The sequence below is a fragment of the Pseudomonas sp. CCC4.1 genome (assembly GCF_035019225.1).
Lineage (GTDB): Bacteria > Pseudomonadota > Gammaproteobacteria > Pseudomonadales > Pseudomonadaceae > Aquipseudomonas > Aquipseudomonas bubulae.
In genome coordinates this window covers 49,309-66,296 of the sequence record NZ_JASJWL010000017.1, presented here as the reverse complement: position 1 = coordinate 66,296, position 16,988 = coordinate 49,309, and the positions used below count along the sequence as shown (strand labels likewise).

General features: G+C 57.6%; 16 protein-coding genes. 7 read left to right on the top strand and 9 right to left on the bottom strand.

Annotated features, from left to right (window positions below; genetic code table 11):
* Positions 1 to 81 precede the first annotated feature (81 nt).
* The 3 genes from cgtA to rplU form a co-directional block, all read right to left on the bottom strand.
* Positions 82 to 1,308, bottom strand: coding sequence for an Obg family GTPase CgtA (gene cgtA, locus QN377_RS09625; RefSeq protein WP_094999350.1), 1,227 nt, complete (start codon positions 1,306 to 1,308; stop codon positions 82 to 84).
* Between the two features lie 197 nt (positions 1,309 to 1,505).
* Positions 1,506 to 1,781, bottom strand: a complete 276-nt coding sequence (gene rpmA / locus QN377_RS09620; RefSeq protein WP_003443913.1) for a 50S ribosomal protein L27 — start codon at positions 1,779 to 1,781, stop codon at positions 1,506 to 1,508.
* Between the two features lie 34 nt (positions 1,782 to 1,815).
* Positions 1,816 to 2,130 carry a 50S ribosomal protein L21 gene (gene rplU / locus QN377_RS09615; protein ID WP_007901869.1) on the bottom strand — a complete coding sequence of 105 codons (315 nt, stop codon included), beginning with the start codon at positions 2,128 to 2,130 and terminating at the stop codon, positions 1,816 to 1,818.
* Between the two features lie 240 nt (positions 2,131 to 2,370).
* Here rplU and QN377_RS09610 point away from each other — a divergent pair, with 240 nt between their 5' ends.
* The 3 genes from QN377_RS09610 to QN377_RS09600 all read left to right on the top strand — a co-directional run bounded on the left by QN377_RS09610 (position 2,371) and on the right by QN377_RS09600 (position 4,266).
* The gene (locus tag QN377_RS09610; RefSeq protein ID WP_094999351.1) at positions 2,371 to 3,339 is read left to right on the top strand and encodes a polyprenyl synthetase family protein; all 969 of its coding nucleotides are present in this window, start codon (positions 2,371 to 2,373) and stop codon (positions 3,337 to 3,339) included.
* A gap of 122 nt (positions 3,340 to 3,461) precedes the next feature.
* A complete protein-coding gene (locus QN377_RS09605) occupies positions 3,462 to 3,803 on the top strand; it encodes a zinc ribbon domain-containing protein YjdM (RefSeq protein ID WP_094999352.1) in 342 nt (113 codons plus the stop codon).
* Positions 3,804 to 3,993: 190 nt separating this feature from the next.
* Positions 3,994 to 4,266, top strand: coding sequence for a hypothetical protein (locus tag QN377_RS09600; protein WP_094999353.1), 273 nt, complete (start codon positions 3,994 to 3,996; stop codon positions 4,264 to 4,266).
* A 62-nt stretch (positions 4,267 to 4,328) separates the two neighbouring features.
* Here QN377_RS09600 and QN377_RS09595 read toward each other — a convergent pair whose 3' ends face one another.
* Positions 4,329 to 4,946, bottom strand: a complete 618-nt coding sequence (locus tag QN377_RS09595; RefSeq protein ID WP_016779413.1) for an FKBP-type peptidyl-prolyl cis-trans isomerase — start codon at positions 4,944 to 4,946, stop codon at positions 4,329 to 4,331.
* Positions 4,947 to 5,070: 124 nt separating this feature from the next.
* A complete protein-coding gene (locus QN377_RS09590; protein ID WP_016779412.1) occupies positions 5,071 to 5,559 on the bottom strand; it encodes a TIGR00645 family protein in 489 nt (162 codons plus the stop codon).
* Between the two features lie 142 nt (positions 5,560 to 5,701).
* Here QN377_RS09590 and QN377_RS09585 point away from each other — a divergent pair, with 142 nt between their 5' ends.
* On the top strand, positions 5,702 to 7,534 hold the full coding sequence (locus QN377_RS09585) for a hypothetical protein (protein WP_095018379.1): 1,833 nt from the start codon (positions 5,702 to 5,704) through the stop codon (positions 7,532 to 7,534).
* An 8-nt stretch (positions 7,535 to 7,542) separates the two neighbouring features.
* Here QN377_RS09585 and QN377_RS09580 read toward each other — a convergent pair whose 3' ends face one another.
* Both QN377_RS09580 and QN377_RS09575 read right to left on the bottom strand, forming a co-directional pair.
* Positions 7,543 to 7,854, bottom strand: a complete 312-nt coding sequence (locus QN377_RS09580; RefSeq protein WP_094999355.1) for a hypothetical protein — start codon at positions 7,852 to 7,854, stop codon at positions 7,543 to 7,545.
* Between the two features lie 258 nt (positions 7,855 to 8,112).
* Positions 8,113 to 10,551: a Lon protease family protein gene (locus tag QN377_RS09575; protein ID WP_095018380.1), complete on the bottom strand. Its 2,439-nt coding sequence runs from the start codon at positions 10,549 to 10,551 to the stop codon at positions 8,113 to 8,115.
* A gap of 273 nt (positions 10,552 to 10,824) precedes the next feature.
* On the opposite strand from QN377_RS09575, the gene QN377_RS09570 reads away from it, so the two are divergent.
* The 3 genes from QN377_RS09570 to QN377_RS09560 all read left to right on the top strand — a co-directional run bounded on the left by QN377_RS09570 (position 10,825) and on the right by QN377_RS09560 (position 13,554).
* Positions 10,825 to 11,313 carry a DUF3015 domain-containing protein gene (locus QN377_RS09570; RefSeq protein WP_029611228.1) on the top strand — a complete coding sequence of 163 codons (489 nt, stop codon included), beginning with the start codon at positions 10,825 to 10,827 and terminating at the stop codon, positions 11,311 to 11,313.
* Positions 11,314 to 11,392: 79 nt separating this feature from the next.
* Positions 11,393 to 13,246, top strand: coding sequence for a DUF4105 domain-containing protein (locus QN377_RS09565; protein WP_095018381.1), 1,854 nt, complete (start codon positions 11,393 to 11,395; stop codon positions 13,244 to 13,246).
* Positions 13,247 to 13,260: 14 nt separating this feature from the next.
* Positions 13,261 to 13,554 (top strand): chorismate mutase, encoded by a 294-nt coding sequence (locus QN377_RS09560; RefSeq protein ID WP_095018382.1) that lies wholly within the window; start codon positions 13,261 to 13,263, stop codon positions 13,552 to 13,554.
* Positions 13,555 to 13,600: 46 nt separating this feature from the next.
* On the opposite strand, the gene gdhA is transcribed toward QN377_RS09560, so the two are convergent.
* Together gdhA and ettA are read right to left on the bottom strand one after the other, a co-directional pair.
* Positions 13,601 to 14,938, bottom strand: a complete 1,338-nt coding sequence (gene gdhA, locus QN377_RS09555; RefSeq protein ID WP_095018383.1) for an NADP-specific glutamate dehydrogenase — start codon at positions 14,936 to 14,938, stop codon at positions 13,601 to 13,603.
* Positions 14,939 to 15,221: 283 nt separating this feature from the next.
* Positions 15,222 to 16,889 carry an energy-dependent translational throttle protein EttA gene (gene ettA / locus QN377_RS09550; protein WP_094999360.1) on the bottom strand — a complete coding sequence of 556 codons (1,668 nt, stop codon included), beginning with the start codon at positions 16,887 to 16,889 and terminating at the stop codon, positions 15,222 to 15,224.
* Positions 16,890 to 16,988: the final 99 nt, after the last annotated feature.

Genomic DNA, 16,988 nt, shown 5'->3' with positions numbered 1-16,988 from the left:
CCCATGGAATTATTTTTGATTACCAAATCGTAGATGCTAAAACGCCGCTCATTGAGCGGCGCTGTAGTTTACTGCAACGAATCAGTCGCGGACGTAAATGATTTCCGGACCATCTTCATCATCAACATCTTCTTCGTCCCAGTCATCTTCACCGATGTCATGGACGCTCTTCACGCCGCTGCGACGCAGGGCACGCTTGTCATCCAGCGCCTGCAACTGCGCACGCGCTTCATCTTCGATACGCTGATCCAGCTCGGCCAACTCTTGCTTGTAGGCAGGGTCAGCAGCCAGACGATCAGCACGATCTTCCAGATAACGCATGATGTCGTGGCACAGCTTTTCGGTACCGATCTTGGCAATGGCCGAGATCACGTAAACCGGGCCAGTCCACTCAAGGCGATCAACCACTTCCTTGACGCGCGCTTCGTGCTCGTCTTGTGGCAGCGAATCGCACTTGTTCAGCACCAGCCAACGATCACGCTCAGCCAGCGACGGGCTGAACTTGGTCAGTTCGTTAACGATGACTTCCGCGGTATCAGCAGCGCTCTCGCTACCCTCAACCGGCGCCATGTCAACGAGGTGCAACAACAGACGGGTACGCGCCAGGTGCTTGAGGAAACGGATCCCCAGGCCAGCACCATCGGAAGCCCCTTCGATCAGACCCGGAATATCGGCGATCACAAAGCTCTTCCAGCGATCCACGCTGACCACACCCAGGTTTGGCACCAGGGTGGTGAACGGATAATCCGCCACTTTTGGTTTGGCTGCAGACACCGAACGAATAAAGGTACTTTTACCGGCATTCGGCAAGCCCAACAGGCCAACGTCAGCCAACACCTTTAATTCCAGTTTCAGGTCACGCTGCTCACCCGGCTTACCCGGCGTGGTCTGGCGTGGCGCACGGTTGGTACTGGATTTGAATCGGGTATTACCCAGACCGTGCCAACCGCCATGCACCACCAGCAAACGCTGGCCGGCCTTGGTCAGGTCGCCGATGATTTCCTGGGTGCCAGCGTCGATCACGGTAGTGCCGACCGGAACACGCAGCTCCAGATCCTCACCCTTGCGACCGGTGCAATCCGTACTGCCGCCATTCGAGCCACGCTGGGCGTCAAAGTGACGGGTGTAACGGTAGTCAACCAGGGTGTTGAGGTTTTCGTCGGCGACCATGTAGATCGAGCCGCCATCACCGCCATCACCACCGTTTGGCCCACCGTTTTCGATGAACTTCTCACGACGGAAACTCATGCAACCGTTACCACCGTCGCCTGCTTTTACTTTGATCGATACTTCATCTACAAACTTCATAACAAAACGCGCCTCTCGTCATCAGGACGAGCCGATAAAAACCAAGACATAAGACTCTTGCAAAAATGAGCGCAGCGACCTCAATCAACGACCGTTAAATCCAGCGCCAGCAGCCCATACAAACAGTTTTGCAAGAGACTCACCCCACAAACGAAAAAGCCCCGTCGCAAGACAGGGCTCTTCCAGCTACCAAGCTATTACGCCGCGACGACTGCAGTCTTCGGAACGATGCTTACATAGCGACGACCGAAGGCGCCTTTAACCTGGAACTTGATCACGCCTTCCACTTTCGCGAACAGGGTGTGATCTTTGCCCATACCAACGCCGTAGCCAGCGTGGAATTGGGTGCCGCGCTGACGCACGATGATGTTGCCCGGAATGATAGCCTGGCCGCCATACATCTTCACGCCAAGGCGTTTGGCTTCTGAGTCGCGACCGTTACGGGTACTACCACCAGCTTTTTTGTGTGCCATGAGTCAATTCTCCTAGTGAGGAATTAGGCTGAAATTAAGCCTGAATACCGGTGATTTTGATCTCGGTGTACCACTGGCGGTGGCCCATACGCTTCATGTGGTGCTTACGACGACGGAACTTGATGATGCGGACTTTATCGTGACGACCTTGGGAGATCACTTCAGCCACAACAGTGGCGCCAGGTACAACTGGAGCGCCGATGTTCACGTCATCGCCATTGGCGACCAACAGAACGCGATCAAAAGTTACGGATTCGCCGGTAGCGATTTCCAGTTTTTCGATCTTCAGGTATTCACCTGGAGCTACTTTGTATTGCTTGCCACCAGTAACGATTACTGCGTACGACATGGTATTTCTCCGATAATCCTGCTCACCCAGCGCTTTATAGGTAAAGGTATTGGCTGGCATGGCTGCATGGGGCTGGAACGGCCCAGATGCAATTGCGTAAGGCAGGTGCTGCCCAGGAAGTTCAGGGTGCGCGATTGTACGCAAGGCAAGTCAGGCTTGCAAGGGGCCGTCCATCCGCCTTGACAGGCCCAGCCCCCCGACCTAGCATGCCGCGCAACCCTTCTGGAGCACCTGTCGCTGATGCAACCCCAAGCTTTCTACCGCGCGGTGGCGGACGATTTTAGCGCCGTCGATGGCATCATCAAGAAGCAGCTGACTTCACGCGTACCGCTGGTCTCAAAAATCGGCGACTACATTACTTCGGCCGGCGGCAAGCGCCTGCGTCCTTTATTAGTGTTGCTGTGTGGCAAGGCCCTGGGTCGCGAAGGCGACGACTTGCGCCTGCTGGCCGCCACCATTGAGTTCCTGCACACCGCCACCCTGCTGCACGACGACGTGGTCGACATGTCGGGCATGCGCCGTGGCCGCAAGACTGCCAATGCTACCTGGGGCAATGCCCCCAGCGTACTGGTCGGCGACTTTTTGTACTCGCGCTCCTTCGAGATGATGGTTGAGCTGGGCTCGATGCCAGTGATGAAAATCCTGTCGCAAGCCACCCGCATCATCGCCGAAGGCGAAGTATTGCAGCTGTCCAAAGTGCGCGACGCCAGCACCACTGAAGAAACCTACATGGAAGTCATCCGCGGCAAGACCGCGATGCTGTTCGAGGCTTCGACCCACAGCGCTGCAGCGCTGGCCGGTGCCACGCCGGAACAGAGCGAAGCGCTGCGCACCTTTGGCGATCACCTGGGCGTGGCATTCCAGCTGGTGGACGACCTGCTCGACTACCGTGGCGATGCCGAAACCCTGGGCAAGAACGTCGGTGACGATCTGGCCGAAGGCAAACCGACCCTGCCGCTGATCTACACCATGCGTGAAGGTACGCCTGAACAGGCAGCCCTGGTGCGCAAAGCGATCCAGAAAGGCGGTATCGAGGACCTGGAGAGCATTCGCGAAGCCGTTGAGGCCTCTGGTTCCCTGGACTACACCGCCCAGCTGGCTCGCGACTTCGTGGCCCGCGCCATTGTGTGCCTCGAAGCCTTGCCGCCAAGCGAATACCGCGATGCGCTGGTTGAGCTGAGCGAGTTTGCTGTAGCACGCACGCACTGACTGCCTGTGGGAGCGGGCAAGCCCGCTCCCACAGGGTCAATCTGCCCCGCCATTACCCGCCTCGCACTAAAACCCTATACAATACGTGCCTTTTAGCCATCCTGACTCTTAAGGAGCTTTGAGTGAGCACGTTGCCACCCTGCCCAAAATGCAATTCCGAATACACCTACGAAGACGGCGCCCAGCTGATCTGCCCGGAATGCGCCCACGAGTGGTCTGCCAGTGGCGACGCTGAAACAGCCGATGACGTGAAAGTCTACAAAGACTCCGCAGGCACCGTACTGACCGACGGTGACACCATCACCGTGATCAAGGACCTGAAAATCAAGGGTACCTCCCTGGTGGTCAAAGTGGGCACCAAGGTCAAGAATATCCGCCTGTGCGACGGCGACCACGATATCGACTGCAAGATCGATGGCATTGGCCCGATGAAACTCAAATCCGAGTTCGTACGCAAGGTCTGATTCTGCTGCATGCCTTCCTGTGCCCTGCGCAGGAAGGTGCTACACCCTCCCCCGCCCAGCAACATCAAAAAGCCAGCAACCTTGATCCCCAGCAGTTCTAACGCAGAAAGATCAGAAATCCGCCAATAGGCACTTGCTATTAATTGAATAAGAATTATTCTCATTGGTATTCATCAAGGAGATGACGACCATGACTTATTTAATTGATGCCTGGCTGGACCGTCCACACCCTTATCTGCGAATCCTGCATCGGGAAACCGGGGAAGTCTGTGCGGTACTGGAAGAAGAAGCACTAAGCGAGCTACAGGATCAGGGCGACCTGGATTTCAACGGCCTCAATTCCAGCGAGCCGGTGGTGCTCAAGGAGTTGGTGCGCAATCTGTTTCTGTTCTGCTATGCCCGGGCATTGCGCCCTTGCGGTACGACTGACACTCACCCGCACCACGCCAAGATACAGATATGACGGCACCGGTGTAGCTGCGGGTTTGCCAGCAAACCCGCAGCCAACGTTAAAACGCGGGGTTCTTACAGAACGTCCAGCAGCTCTACGTCGAATACCAGCACGCTGTGCGGAGCAATGCTGCCAACGCCCTGGGCGCCGTAGGCCAGTTCGCTCGGCACGTAGATGCGCCATTTGCTACCGGCGTTCATCAGTTGCAGGGCTTCAGTCCAGCCAGCAATCACGCCGCCAACCGGGAATTCAGCCGGCTGACCACGATCGTAGGAGCTGTCGAACACAGTGCCATCAATCAGGGTGCCGTGGTAGTGAACACGTACGGTGTCTTCACGGGATGGCTTGGCGCCTTCACCCGCAGTTACCACTTCAAATTGCAGGCCGGAAGCCAGGGTGGTGATACCGTCTTTCTTGGCGTTTTCAGCCAGGAAAGCCTTGCCTTCGCCCGCAGCAGCTTCTGCCTTGGCAGCTGCTTCAGCTTGCATGATCTCGCGGATCACCTTGAAGCTAGCCGACATTTCTTCCTGGCCTACACGGCTTTCCTTGCCTGCGTAGGCGTCAGTCAGACCGGCCAGGATTGCATCCAGGCTGATGCCAGGTGGCGGGTTGTCGCGCAACTGGTCGCCCAACTGGCGGCCAATGCCGTAGCTGACGCGGGTTTCGTCGGTCGATAGATTTACTTCGGACATAACACTGCTCCGCTGTGGAGGGGCCGGAAAGAAGCCGCGTCAACCGCGACCCCGAACACCCTGAACCAAAAAAGGGCCAGCAGACTACCACAGCCCCCAAAGCCTTCGCAGCCCGGGGTTGGCTTCAGTGTTTGGTCAGTTTGTCCAGATAGCCCATTGCAAACGCCGACACCACAAAGGTCATGTGAATAATCACGTACCACATCAGGTACTCGGTCTCGATATTGCGCGCGTCCATAAACACCCGCAGCAGGTGGATCGACGAAATGGCCACAATCGATGCCGCGACTTTCATCTTCAGCGAGGTGGAGTCCATGGTGCCCAACCAGCTGAGCTTCTCCTTGTGCTCGTCGATATCCAGTTGCGAAACAAAGTTCTCATAACCGGAAATCATCACCATGACCAGCAAACCGCCTACCAGCGCCATGTCGATCAGCGACAGAATGACCAGGATCAAGTCAGACTCAGTTAGCGCAAACACGTTGGGGATTACGTGAAACACTTCCTGAAAGAACTTCAATGCCAAAGCCAGCAGGCCCAGTGAGAGCCCGAAGTAAATAGGCGCCAAAATCCAGCGCGAGGCGTACATTGCGTTTTCGATAAAGCGTTCCATTGAATCTCACAGGCTATTACAAAATGGGCGCGAGTATATCAGTGCGAAAAGCACTGTGTTAAAGGCTTGGAAACAGCCTGTAAAAACATTTTCTGCTAGTGTCCACCCTCTCAGCATTGTTTACGGACAGGAAAACCGAACCATGGATCTGCGATTCCCCCTGGCTTGTTTTGGGCTTTCGATGGCTTTGCTCGCTGTCGGCGGCTGCTCTCCTGACGACGAACATCAGCAGGCCAGCCTTGAGGAACGCAGCGCAGCGTTCGAACAGAGCCTGGACGGGATCAAGGATCAGCAGCTCAAGGATGCTGTGGCCGACCTCGGCGGCTCCTTGTTGTTGCTCGAACGGGCACGCCTCAAGCTGCAAGACAAGCCGATAGAAACCGAATACGGTGCCGACGACCTGGCGGTGCTCAAGCACTACCCGAGCAGCCAGGCGCTTACCGATACCTATATCAACGGTTTGTTTGTACTGCGCAAAAATACAAGTTCCGATTACCTGACGGACCTGGAGCCGGTCTTCCCGTTCCCGCTTAACAGTGCATCCGAGTTCCCGTTCCCCCATGCGCTGGAATGGCAGTCGGTGACCCTGAGCAACAAGCAAGAGGTGCCTTTTGCGCCGGAATGGTCCGAGAGCGATCCCGGCATCCAGCTGAGCCCCTCCAGCGCCAACCTGAGCAACCCTGACGACCTGACCGTCACTTACCCCTATATCGACGGGGTTGAAACCGCCAACACCCAACAACCTCAACCCCTGACACTGCACGGCAAAGTCGAAGTCATCGCGCCGGGCAAAGTGGTCAATTTCAACCTCACTGCCAAGGACGTGGGTAAAACCAGCACCGACGGCACGATCAGCGTAACCCTGCTGGCACTGGGCAAGAACTTTGCCGAAGTGGATATCGTCAACAGCGCTGCACTGGCCGAACAAGTGCGTGACACCCCGCTCAATCCGCTGATCATCCAGGCCCGCGACCGTACCGGGCAGTTCCTGACACGCTCAGGCTCAATCAACGAAAACGCCGAACAACTGGCGTTTTATCAGCAGCAATTGGCCGAAATGCTCAAGCAAACTGCCTGGAGTGACGCTTTCGAGCAACAACTGGATAACGAGCAAAAGGCCTTCGATCAGCAGCACCCGCATCACTACAGCAAGGTGTACTTCAACGGTACCGTGGAAAATGTCGACATCAACGTGCTCGATTTCTCCACCGCCAATGTCACCCGCAAGTCCCTCGACCTGCCTGTGCGTACACTGGACAAAAACGTGCTGGGCAAAGACATACAGCCCCTGCCGCTTAACGTTGTGGTGTATGACGATCAGGCCGCCAACTATTTGAAAGACGCCACGCTGGCACCCGAGCAACTGGAAAAAAGCGTGGTGATCAGCCAGTCGGTGGACGATGCCAGTGCCGCGTCCCTTGAGTTCAGCCACCCTGCCACTTTCAACGGTGAAATGCTCGGTACGCTCCCGGACAGGTCTGACGCGCCGGTGACCTTTTTTGCTGAAGACGACAACGGTAATCGCAGCGAGCCACTGGAACTGCCCGCCGAAGCCTTCGATGTGGACCCGCATGCAGGCGTTATCACCTACGACCTCAACCTGTTCCCCGAAACGCCAGCCTATGCGGTGGGCTCAATCCCCCTGTTTATTGCCGACATCGACAAGCAAGAGCTGGATATCACCCGCCTGCCCAAAGGCCTTGAGCTCAAGGGCAATGCCCTGATCGTTGATCAAAAAGTGTTCCCGGCCGAGGCCTGGCGCTTTTATGCCAAGGACGACACGGGTAATTATCTGAAGGAAGTGGCCGCAGTCAGTCATAGCAGCGAGCCCGATGGGGCGGCCGCATTTGACGTGCACTACTTTTATGGCCAGCCGACCCGACTGGAAAGCTATGCCCGCACCGCGCTGAACCCTGTCGAGTACGGATTTGAAGTCAAACTCGACAAAGCCCCTGAAGCCAGCACGCCACAATAAAACGCTGCCTAGCCGTGGCAACGCCCGCCATTGATCTGCCGCAACTGGGCCTGCACATGCAGGCACCAGATCTGCGGGTCGTTGGCGAGTTCATAGCCATGCAGGGTCAGGCTTTCAACGATTGATTCAAGAATGGTTTCGGCCACGAACGGCCCTGGGAACGGGCCCTGCGCCTTGATCGTTGAGGGTTGTTCGCCTGCCAGGCCGGCGGCGAAGAGCAGTGTCCACATCCCGTTGTTGCCTGCCAGCGGTCGAATGCTGCATTCAATACGGGTCACCAGGCCCAAGCATTGGCGAGTAAGGCAAAGGTTGCGCGACATGACGGCGACCCTCGGTAGAGTCTATCTTCAGCCGCAGACTACGGGCTGCATCGATCCGGTGACGACAGTGGTGTCCATGACCTGAGAATAGAAGAAAATTTGCGTATGAAAAGTCACCAATGACCAACGGCTTTGTCGATTGGCATCGCAGATTTGTGGGAGCGGGCTTGCCCGCGATTGGATTGCCGCGGTGTAACCATTCCTCCGCGTCGTTCGCATCGCGAGCAAGCCCGCTCCCACAGGTTTCGCTTTAAGGGATCAGGCCGGTTTTTTCGCTGCCAGGGCTTCCGCCAGCAACTCCTTTTCGGCTTCCTTGAGGTCGTCGTCGTTGATCATTTCAGCAATCACCCGCAACCGCTCGACTACCCGGGCATTGACGCTGCCTTCCGGGAATTGTCCCTCTGCATCCGGCTCTCCCGCAGGCTCACCCACCAGCAAACTCAGGGCCTCATCGGCCTGACGCACGGCATAGACGTGGAACTTGCCATCACGCACTGCCTGCAGCACCTTCTCGTCCAGCATCAGGGTAGCCACGTTGGCCTGCGGAATGATCGCGCCCTGCTCGCCTGTCAGCCCGCGTGCTTCGCAGAGTCGGAAGAAGCCTTCGATTTTCTCGTTGACCCCACCCACGGCCTGCACTTCGCCGAACTGGTTGATCGAGCCGGTAATGGCAAAACACTGCTTGAGCGGGGTTTTTGACAGTGCCGAAATCAGCGTACAGGCCTCCCCCAGCGACGCACTGTCGCCATCAACATAACCGTAGGACTGCTCCAGCGCGATGCTGGCCGAAATCGCCAGCGGGAACTCCTGAGCATAACGGCTGCCTAGGTATCCGGTCAGAATCATCACGCCCTTGGAGTGGATCGGCTGCCCCAGGTTAACTTCGCGCTCGATATCGACAATACCGCTGCCGCCCGGATACACCGTGGCGGAAATCCGCGCAGGCACACCAAAGGCCGAGTCGCCGACTTCCAGCACCGTCAGGCCGTTGCACTTGCCCACGGCCGCGCCATCGGTATCGATCAGGATGATCCCCGCCAGCATGTCATCCAGGATACGCGCCGAGACTCGCCCAGTACGGGTGGCCTTGGCCTTGAGCGCACGCTCGATATGGCCCGCGTCAGTCATTTCATCGCCCGCCAGGTGACGGATGAAATCCGCTTCGCTGACCAGTTGGAACAGATCGCCAATACGCGCCGACAGACGCCCCTGATGTTCGGCCAGACGCGCGCTGTAGGTCGCCAGCCGCGCCACCGCACCGGCGCTCAGCGGCGCCATGCCTTCTTCCGAAGTGCGTGTAGTGAGCAACTGGGCAAACTGCTCAAGGCTCTCATCAACCATCGGGATATCTTCGTCGAAGTCCACCAGAACCCGGAACATTTCCTGGAAGTCCGGATCCAGGTCCTGCAGCGTGTAATACAGCTGGCGGGCGCCGATGATGATGACCTTGACCTGCAGGGGGATGACCTGCGGGTTGAGCGTCACGGTGGCCAGGCGCCCCATTTCGCCCAGCGGCGACTCCATCTTCAGCTTGCGCGATTGCAGGGCACGCTTGAGCGCATCCCAGACAAAAGGCTCGCTGAGCATTTTCTCGGCTTCAAGAATCAAAAATCCGCCATTGGCACGGTGCAAGGCGCCCGGGCGCAACTGACGATAAGTGGTGTAGAGCGCGCCCTGGTCGGTGCTGTATTCGATACGGCCAAACAGGTTGTCGTAGGTCGGGTGCGGCTCGAACACTACCGGCGCACCGCCGCTTAGCGGCTGCCCTACCACCAGGCTCGGCAGGTACTGCTCTTCGAGCAGCTTGCGCGCCTGGGCGTCGGTCTTGCTGTCGTCGACCAGTTGCTCGACCACGGTTTTCAGCAAGTAAACCTGCATCGCCTGCAGATAACCGCAAACCGCGGCATTTTCGGCGTATTTTTGCGACAACGGCGACAGCAACGGCTGCAGGGCCAGGGTGATGGTTTCTTCGTTCAGTTGGCGCAGCTGATTGTTCGACTCACGCTTCCACTGCGGCAGGCTGGCAAGCTCTTCGTTCAGTCGCTCCTCCAACTCGGAAATATCTTCATGGAAGCGTTCGCGATCAGCCTCAGGCAATTGCGAAAACTCGGCCTCATCCAGCGCCTTGCCATCACTCATCGGCGTAAATGCCACATTGCTGCTGTCGCGATAAAGCGCCACGCCTTTTTCCAGGGCCAGACGCTCGATCACATCCAGCGCACGGTCGTAACGCTGATTGAAGCCGCGGTCGATCGCGCTTTTGCGTTGTTGATACGTCGGGTGTTCAAACACTGCCGGGAAGGTCGCCAGCAGGTTATCGATCAAGTGATTGATATCGCCAATAAAGGCACCAGCGCTACTGGACGGCAGCTCCAGGGCTCGCGGCTCACGGGGCTCATCGAAGTTGTTGACGTAGACCCAGTCGCTCGGCGACTTCAGGCGCTTGCCCTCGGCCTTGAGGTAGCGTTTGACGAACGAGAAACGACCGGTTCCCGGCTCGCCCATGACAAAAACGTTGTAACCCGGACGTGGCATGGCCACGCCGAACTGCAAGGCCTCGACCGCACGTTCCTGGCCGAGAATGCCGCGAAAAGGCTCCAGATCATTGGTGTTCGAGAAGCTGAACTGTTCAGCAGAAAAAGGACGGGTTAGCGCATCAGGCGCTAGACGCAAGCTGGTGGCAACAGAATCAGGCATCGGGCTTCCTTACATCGGGCGGGGCAGATGGCAGCATTCTGGCGCTGGCTGTACATCACTGGCAAGGCGAACAACACGGGAAAGCACGCCCCCCAATGTTTAGGGGCCAAAAATGTGCAGCAACAGCGATTGTTTTACAAAAAGCCACGGAACCCCCCGATCGTGCCTAGACTCCAAGCTGTTACGCGGCTGGACGGTATAACCGGCCCGTACTGGCGCTTCAGGGCCAGAAACCCTTGTCCATTGGTTGCATACCTATAGAGAACAAAGCTTATGAAACGGATTCTTCTTGGTACTCTCTTTACAGTTGTTTCCCTCAACGCCATGGCCCAGGCACCGGGCGGCCCTAACTGCGGTTGGGGCAACATGCTGTTTGAAGGCCAGCGCGGCACTCCTGCCCACTTCCTGGCATCGACCACAAACGGCACGTCCGGCAACGCCACCTTCGGCATGACCTCCGGCACCAACGGCTGTACCACCAAGGACGCCCTGACTTACGGCGGCAAATCGTGGATTGCCATGAATGGCATGATGAACGAGCTGTCCGAAGACATGGCCAAAGGCAATGGCGAAGCACTGACCACCTACGCGGTGGTACTGGGCGTTGCCCCTGAAGACCGCGAGCATTTCGCCGCCGTCACCCACGAGCACTTCCAGCAAATCTTCAGCAAAGCCGATGTCACGGCTGAAGACGTACACAGCAATACTCTGGCCATCCTCAAGGGCGATGCACGCCTGGCCAAATACGCCACCGCTGCGTAAGTAAATGAGACCCGCCCGCTCCTCTCGGAGCGGGTATTCTCCTGCTTCACTTCTCTTCGTCTGACAACAGTTGCCGAACATGCTCAAACGCCTTGCCTATCTGGCGCTCTGTGCCTGCGCCCCGCTGTATGCCGCACCCCATATCGACGATCAACGTGTGCAACAGTTGGCCAACGACCCTTTCTGGATTTCGCTGGGGCACTACGAAGCCGGCAAGCTGAGCGGCTGGCGAAGCTATGTCAGCGACGACAAATTCTTTCTCGCCGCCGAGGGTGCCCATCACCCTGACGCCGAACTGCGTGCCACGGTTGAGGCGTTGTATGCGCCCTTGAGCCTGGGCGACAAACACCCGCAGTGCGTGTACCCGGCCCGTACCCGCTGGCTCAAGGCCCAACTGAATCTGACCGACCTGCCCAAGGCCGAATGCGCAGAGTTCAGCCAATGGTTCAAGGACGTGGCACCCCACAGCACGGTGATGATTTTCCCGGCGGCCTACCTCAACAGCCCGTCCTCCATGTTCGGCCATACCCTGTTACGCATCGACCAGGCCGATGTGCAGGACAACAAGACCGCCCTGCTCAGCTACGCGATCAACTTCGGCGCCTATATCGAGGGTTCCGACAACAGCATCCTGTACGCCTGGAAGGGCCTGGCCGGTGGCTATCCGGGGCTGTTCGCCCTGGTGCCCTATCAGGAGAAACTCTCGGAGTACCGGAGCCTTGAAAACCGCGACCTGTGGGAATACCGCCTTAATCTGACACCCGAAGAAACCCAACGCATGGTTGAACATGTGTGGGAACTCAAACAGATCCAGTTCGACTATTTCTTCTTCGACGAAAACTGCTCCTACCGCCTGCTGGAGCTGCTGCAAGTGGCCCGCCCGGGCCTGCAACTGACCACCCAGTTTCCGCTGACCGCGATCCCCACCGACACCGTGAAAGCGGTCAAGGAAGCCGGACTGGTTGAAAGTATCGAGTACCGCCCGTCCCGCGAACGGGAGCTGCTGGACCGGGCCAAGGCCCTCGATCCAGAAGAGCAGCAATGGGTATTGCAGGTCAGCGCCGATCAGGCCCAATTGCAAACCCCGGCCTTCAAGGCGCTGCCCAAAGCGCGCCAGGCGTTGATTATCGACGCGGCTTACCGGCTTGAACGGTACCGGGCCAATGGCCTTGAGCGCGATCCTGCACGCTCGCAGCGCAGTTTCGAACTGCTACGGGCGATCAATCAGAACCCCGCGCCAGAACTGCAAGTCGACAAACCCGAACTGCCTGAAAACGGCCACGAGTCGCGCACCTGGCAGTTGGGCGCCGGTAGCCGTGACGACAAGGCCTTTGCCGAATATGGCCTGCGCATGGCTTACCACGACCTCAACGACAACGCACCGGGCTTTCCCCTGGGCGCGCAGATTGAAATTCTGCAACTGAAACTGCGCCAGTACGAAGGCAACAAGTGGCAAGTGCAGCAACTGGACCTGGCCAATATCCGCTCCCTGACCCCGCGCAATGACCTGCTGCAACCCTGGTCATGGCAAGTGGGCGGCGGGCTGGAACGGGTACTCGGCAAGCATGGCGACGAAAACCTGGTCAGTCATGTCAATGGCGGTGCAGGCGGCACCTGGCAATTGGCGGACAATATGCTCGGTTTCGCTCTCGGTACGGTACGCATCGAGCACAACAACGACTTCGCGGCGTTTGTGGCACCGGCAGCGGGCTTCAATACCGGGCTTCTTTGGCGTAACCCGGTGGGCAACCTGAGCCTGGAAGCCAAGGGCGACTACTTCACCAACGGTGAAGTCCGTCGTAGCCTGAGCCTTAATCAGCAATGGGAAGTTTCGCGAAATCTTGGTCTGCGCCTGAGCGCACAGCGTGAGTTCAGCAAACTGACCAGCCCTATCAACGAAGTGATGCTGGAGCTGAAGTGGTATCACTACTAAGGAGTTTTCAAGACATGGTTGTTAATTGTGATTCCCTCGAGCAGGTGCGCGAGAAAATCGACGGGCTGGATCGCCAGATTGTCGGCCTGATCGCCGAGCGCGGGGCTTACGTATCGCAGGCGGCGCGGTTTAAAAAAGACAGCGATGCGGTCAGGGCGCCACAGCGGGTTGAGCAGGTGATTGGCAAGGTGCGGACGTTGGCCGATGAGCTGGGCGCCAACCCGGACGTCACTGAAAGCGTCTACCGCGCCATGATCGCGGCCTTTATCGAACAGGAACTGGCTGAACACAAGACGCTTGCAAAATAGACAGCCCCAATGTGGGAGCGGGCTTGCCCGCTCCCACAGGATGGGGTTACACCACGCCTTGGGCCAGCATTGCGTCGGCAACTTTGACGAAACCGGCAATGTTCGCGCCTTTTACGTAGTTGATCCGCCCGTTTTCCTCGCCGTAGTGCACGCAAGCGTGGTGGATCGACTGCATGATGTTGTGCAACTTGCTGTCCACTTCGCCGGCCGTCCACAGCAGACGCATGGCGTTTTGCGACATTTCCAGCCCGCTCACCGCCACGCCACCGGCGTTGGATGCCTTGCCCGGTGCAAACAAAATACCGGCGTCGATAAACAGATCGACCGCTTCCAGGGTGGTCGGCATGTTCGCGCCTTCAGCCACGCACACGCAGCCATTGGCCAGCAACGTACGGGCCGCTTCAGCGTCCAGTTCATTCTGGGTAGCACATGGCAGCGCGATATCACACGCCAGGCTCCACGGGTGCTGCCCTGCCAGGAATTCAACCCCGAACTGCCCCGCCAACTCGCTGATACGGCCGCGCTTGACGTTTTTCAGTTCCATGAGCGCTTCCCACTGCTCTTCGCTCAAACCGGCTTCGCAATACAGCGTGCCTTCGGAATCCGACAGCGAAATAACCTTGCCGCCCAGGTCCATGACCTTGCGCGCGGCGTATTGCGCCACGTTACCCGAGCCCGAAATCGCCACGCGCTTGCCGTCGATGCGCTGGCCGCTGCGCTTGAGCATTTCCTGGGCGAAGTACACACAACCAAAGCCGGTAGCTTCAGGACGGATCAGGCTGCCACCGTAGCTCATGCCTTTGCCGGTCAACACGGAGGTGAACTGGTTGCTCAGGCGCTTGTACTGACCAAACATAAAGCCGATTTCGCGGGCGCCGACACCGATGTCGCCTGCTGGCACATCAACATCCGAACCGATATGGCGATACAGCTCGCTCATAAAGGCCTGGCAGAAACGCATGACTTCGGCGTCGCTCTTGCCCTTGGGATTGAAGTCCGAACCGCCCTTGCCGCCGCCCATGGGCAACGAGGTCAGGGAGTTCTTGAAGGTTTGCTCAAAGGCCAGAAACTTGAGGACGCCCAGATTCACCGACGGATGAAAACGCAGACCGCCCTTGTACGGACCAATGGCGCTGTTCATCTGGATACGGAAGCCGCGGTTGACCCGCACTTTGCCTTCGTCATCTACCCACGAAACGCGGAACACGATCGCACGCTCTGGTTCGCAAATGCGCTCAAGAATCCCTGAAGTCAGATAATGCGGATTGGCTTCAAGAAACGGCCACAGACTGCGAAGGACCTCTTCCACTGCCTGGTGGAATTCTGGTTGGTCCGGGTCACGTTTTTTCAGGCGGGCAAGGAACTGGTCGACGGATTCGATCATGGTAAGTCTCGGCAAATTTATTGTCGTTAAACGGAGATTGACCGGAACTTTATCAATTCATGTGGCACCGCGACAGCGCAAAATGTCGCAGTTATGAATTTAAATGGTGCATTTATATAAATAGCACCGATTTATCGGGCTTTTGCGCACCAAAAAAATACTTCTTGTACCCAGTTTCGCACCAACTTATAAACGCCAAAATCCCATTGTGGGAGGGGGAAAAGGTTTGTGATGCGCAAAAAAAACGGCGCCCGAAGGCGCCGTTCTGTTATGCAAACTGCCCTTACTGGGCCAGTTTTTTGTGACGCACACGGTGCGGCAGGGTAGCCGCTTCGCCGAGGCGCTTTTTACGGTCAGCTTCGTACTCGGTGTAGTTACCTTCGAAGAAGATCGCCTGCGAGTCGTCTTCGTAGGCCAGGATGTGAGTCGCGACGCGGTCAAGGAACCACCGATCGTGAGAGATCACAATGGCGGCGCCAGGGAAGTCCAGCAGTGCTTCTTCAAGCGAACGCAATGTCTCAACGTCAAGGTCGTTGGACGGTTCGTCGAGCAGCAGCACGTTGGCGCCCTCTTTCAAGGTCAGGGCCAGGTGCAGACGACCACGCTCACCACCGGACAGATCCTTGACGAACTTCTGCTGATCGCCACCTTTGAAGTTGAAACGACCTACATAGGTACGCGACGGGATTTCATAGTTACCAATACGGATCACATCGGAACCGTCAGAAATCGCCTGGAACACCGTCTTGCTGCCATCCAGGTCGTCACGGCTCTGGTCAACGCACGCCAGTTGCACGGTTTCACCGATTTCGATGCTGCCCGAATCCGGCTGCTCCTTGCCCATCAGCATGCGGAACAGGGTCGATTTACCGGCACCGTTACCACCGATCACGCCAACAATGGCGCCTTTGGGCATGGCGAACGACAGGTTGTCGATCAGCACGCGATCGCCGTAACCCTTGGAGACGTTTTTGAACTCGATAACCTTGTCACCCAGGCGCGGACCGGCCGGGATGTAGATTTCGTTGGTTTCGCTGCGCTTCTGGAATTCCTGCGACTGCAGTTCTTCGAAACGTTGCAGACGGGCCTTGGACTTGGACTGACGCGCCTTGGCACCTTTGCGAACCCATTCCAGCTCGTCTTTCATGGCCTTTTCATGGGCCGACTGCTGCTTGGATTCCTGGGCCAGACGATCGGACTTGGCTTCCAGCCAGCCCGAATAGTTGCCCTCGTAAGGAATGCCCGCACCGCGGTCAAGCTCCAGAATCCAGCCCGCTACGTTATCCAGGAAGTAACGGTCGTGCGTAATCGCAACCACGGTACCCGGGAAGTCGTGCAGGAAGTGCTCCAGCCAGGCGACCGAATCGGCATCCAGGTGGTTGGTCGGTTCATCGAGCAGCAGCATGTCCGGGGCCGACAGCAGCAGGCGACAAAGGGCAACACGGCGCTTCTCACCACCCGACAGGTGCTCTACCTTGGCATCCCAGGCCGGCAGGCGCAGCGCATCGGCTGCAACTTCCAGCTGGCGCTCAAGGTTGTGCCCGTCGCTTGCTTGCAGGATCGCTTCGAGCTTGGCCTGTTCTGCGGCCAGCTTGTCGAAGTCGGCATCAGGGTCGGCATATTCGGCATACACTTGATCAAGACGCGCCTGAGCGTCCTTGATCACGCTAACGGCTTCTTCAACCACTTCGCGTACGGTTTTGCTCGGATCCAGCTGCGGTTCCTGCGGCAGGTAACCGATGTTCAGGTCCGGCATCGGACGGGCTTCGCCGTCGAACTCGGTGTCAACGCCTGCCATGATTTTCAACAGGGTGGATTTACCCGAACCGTTCAAGCCGAGTACGCCGATTTTGGCCCCCGGGAAAAACGACAGGGAGATGTTTTTCAGGATTTCCCGCTTCGGCGGAACAACTTTGCTCAGCCGATGCATGGTGAAAACGTATTGAGCCATGGATAACCTAGGGTCAGTGACGGGTGAATAAGGCGCGAGCAATGCCCGGATCAGGCCATAGCAGAAAGTCAGGGACTGATCGAGATCAATGCCTGCTCG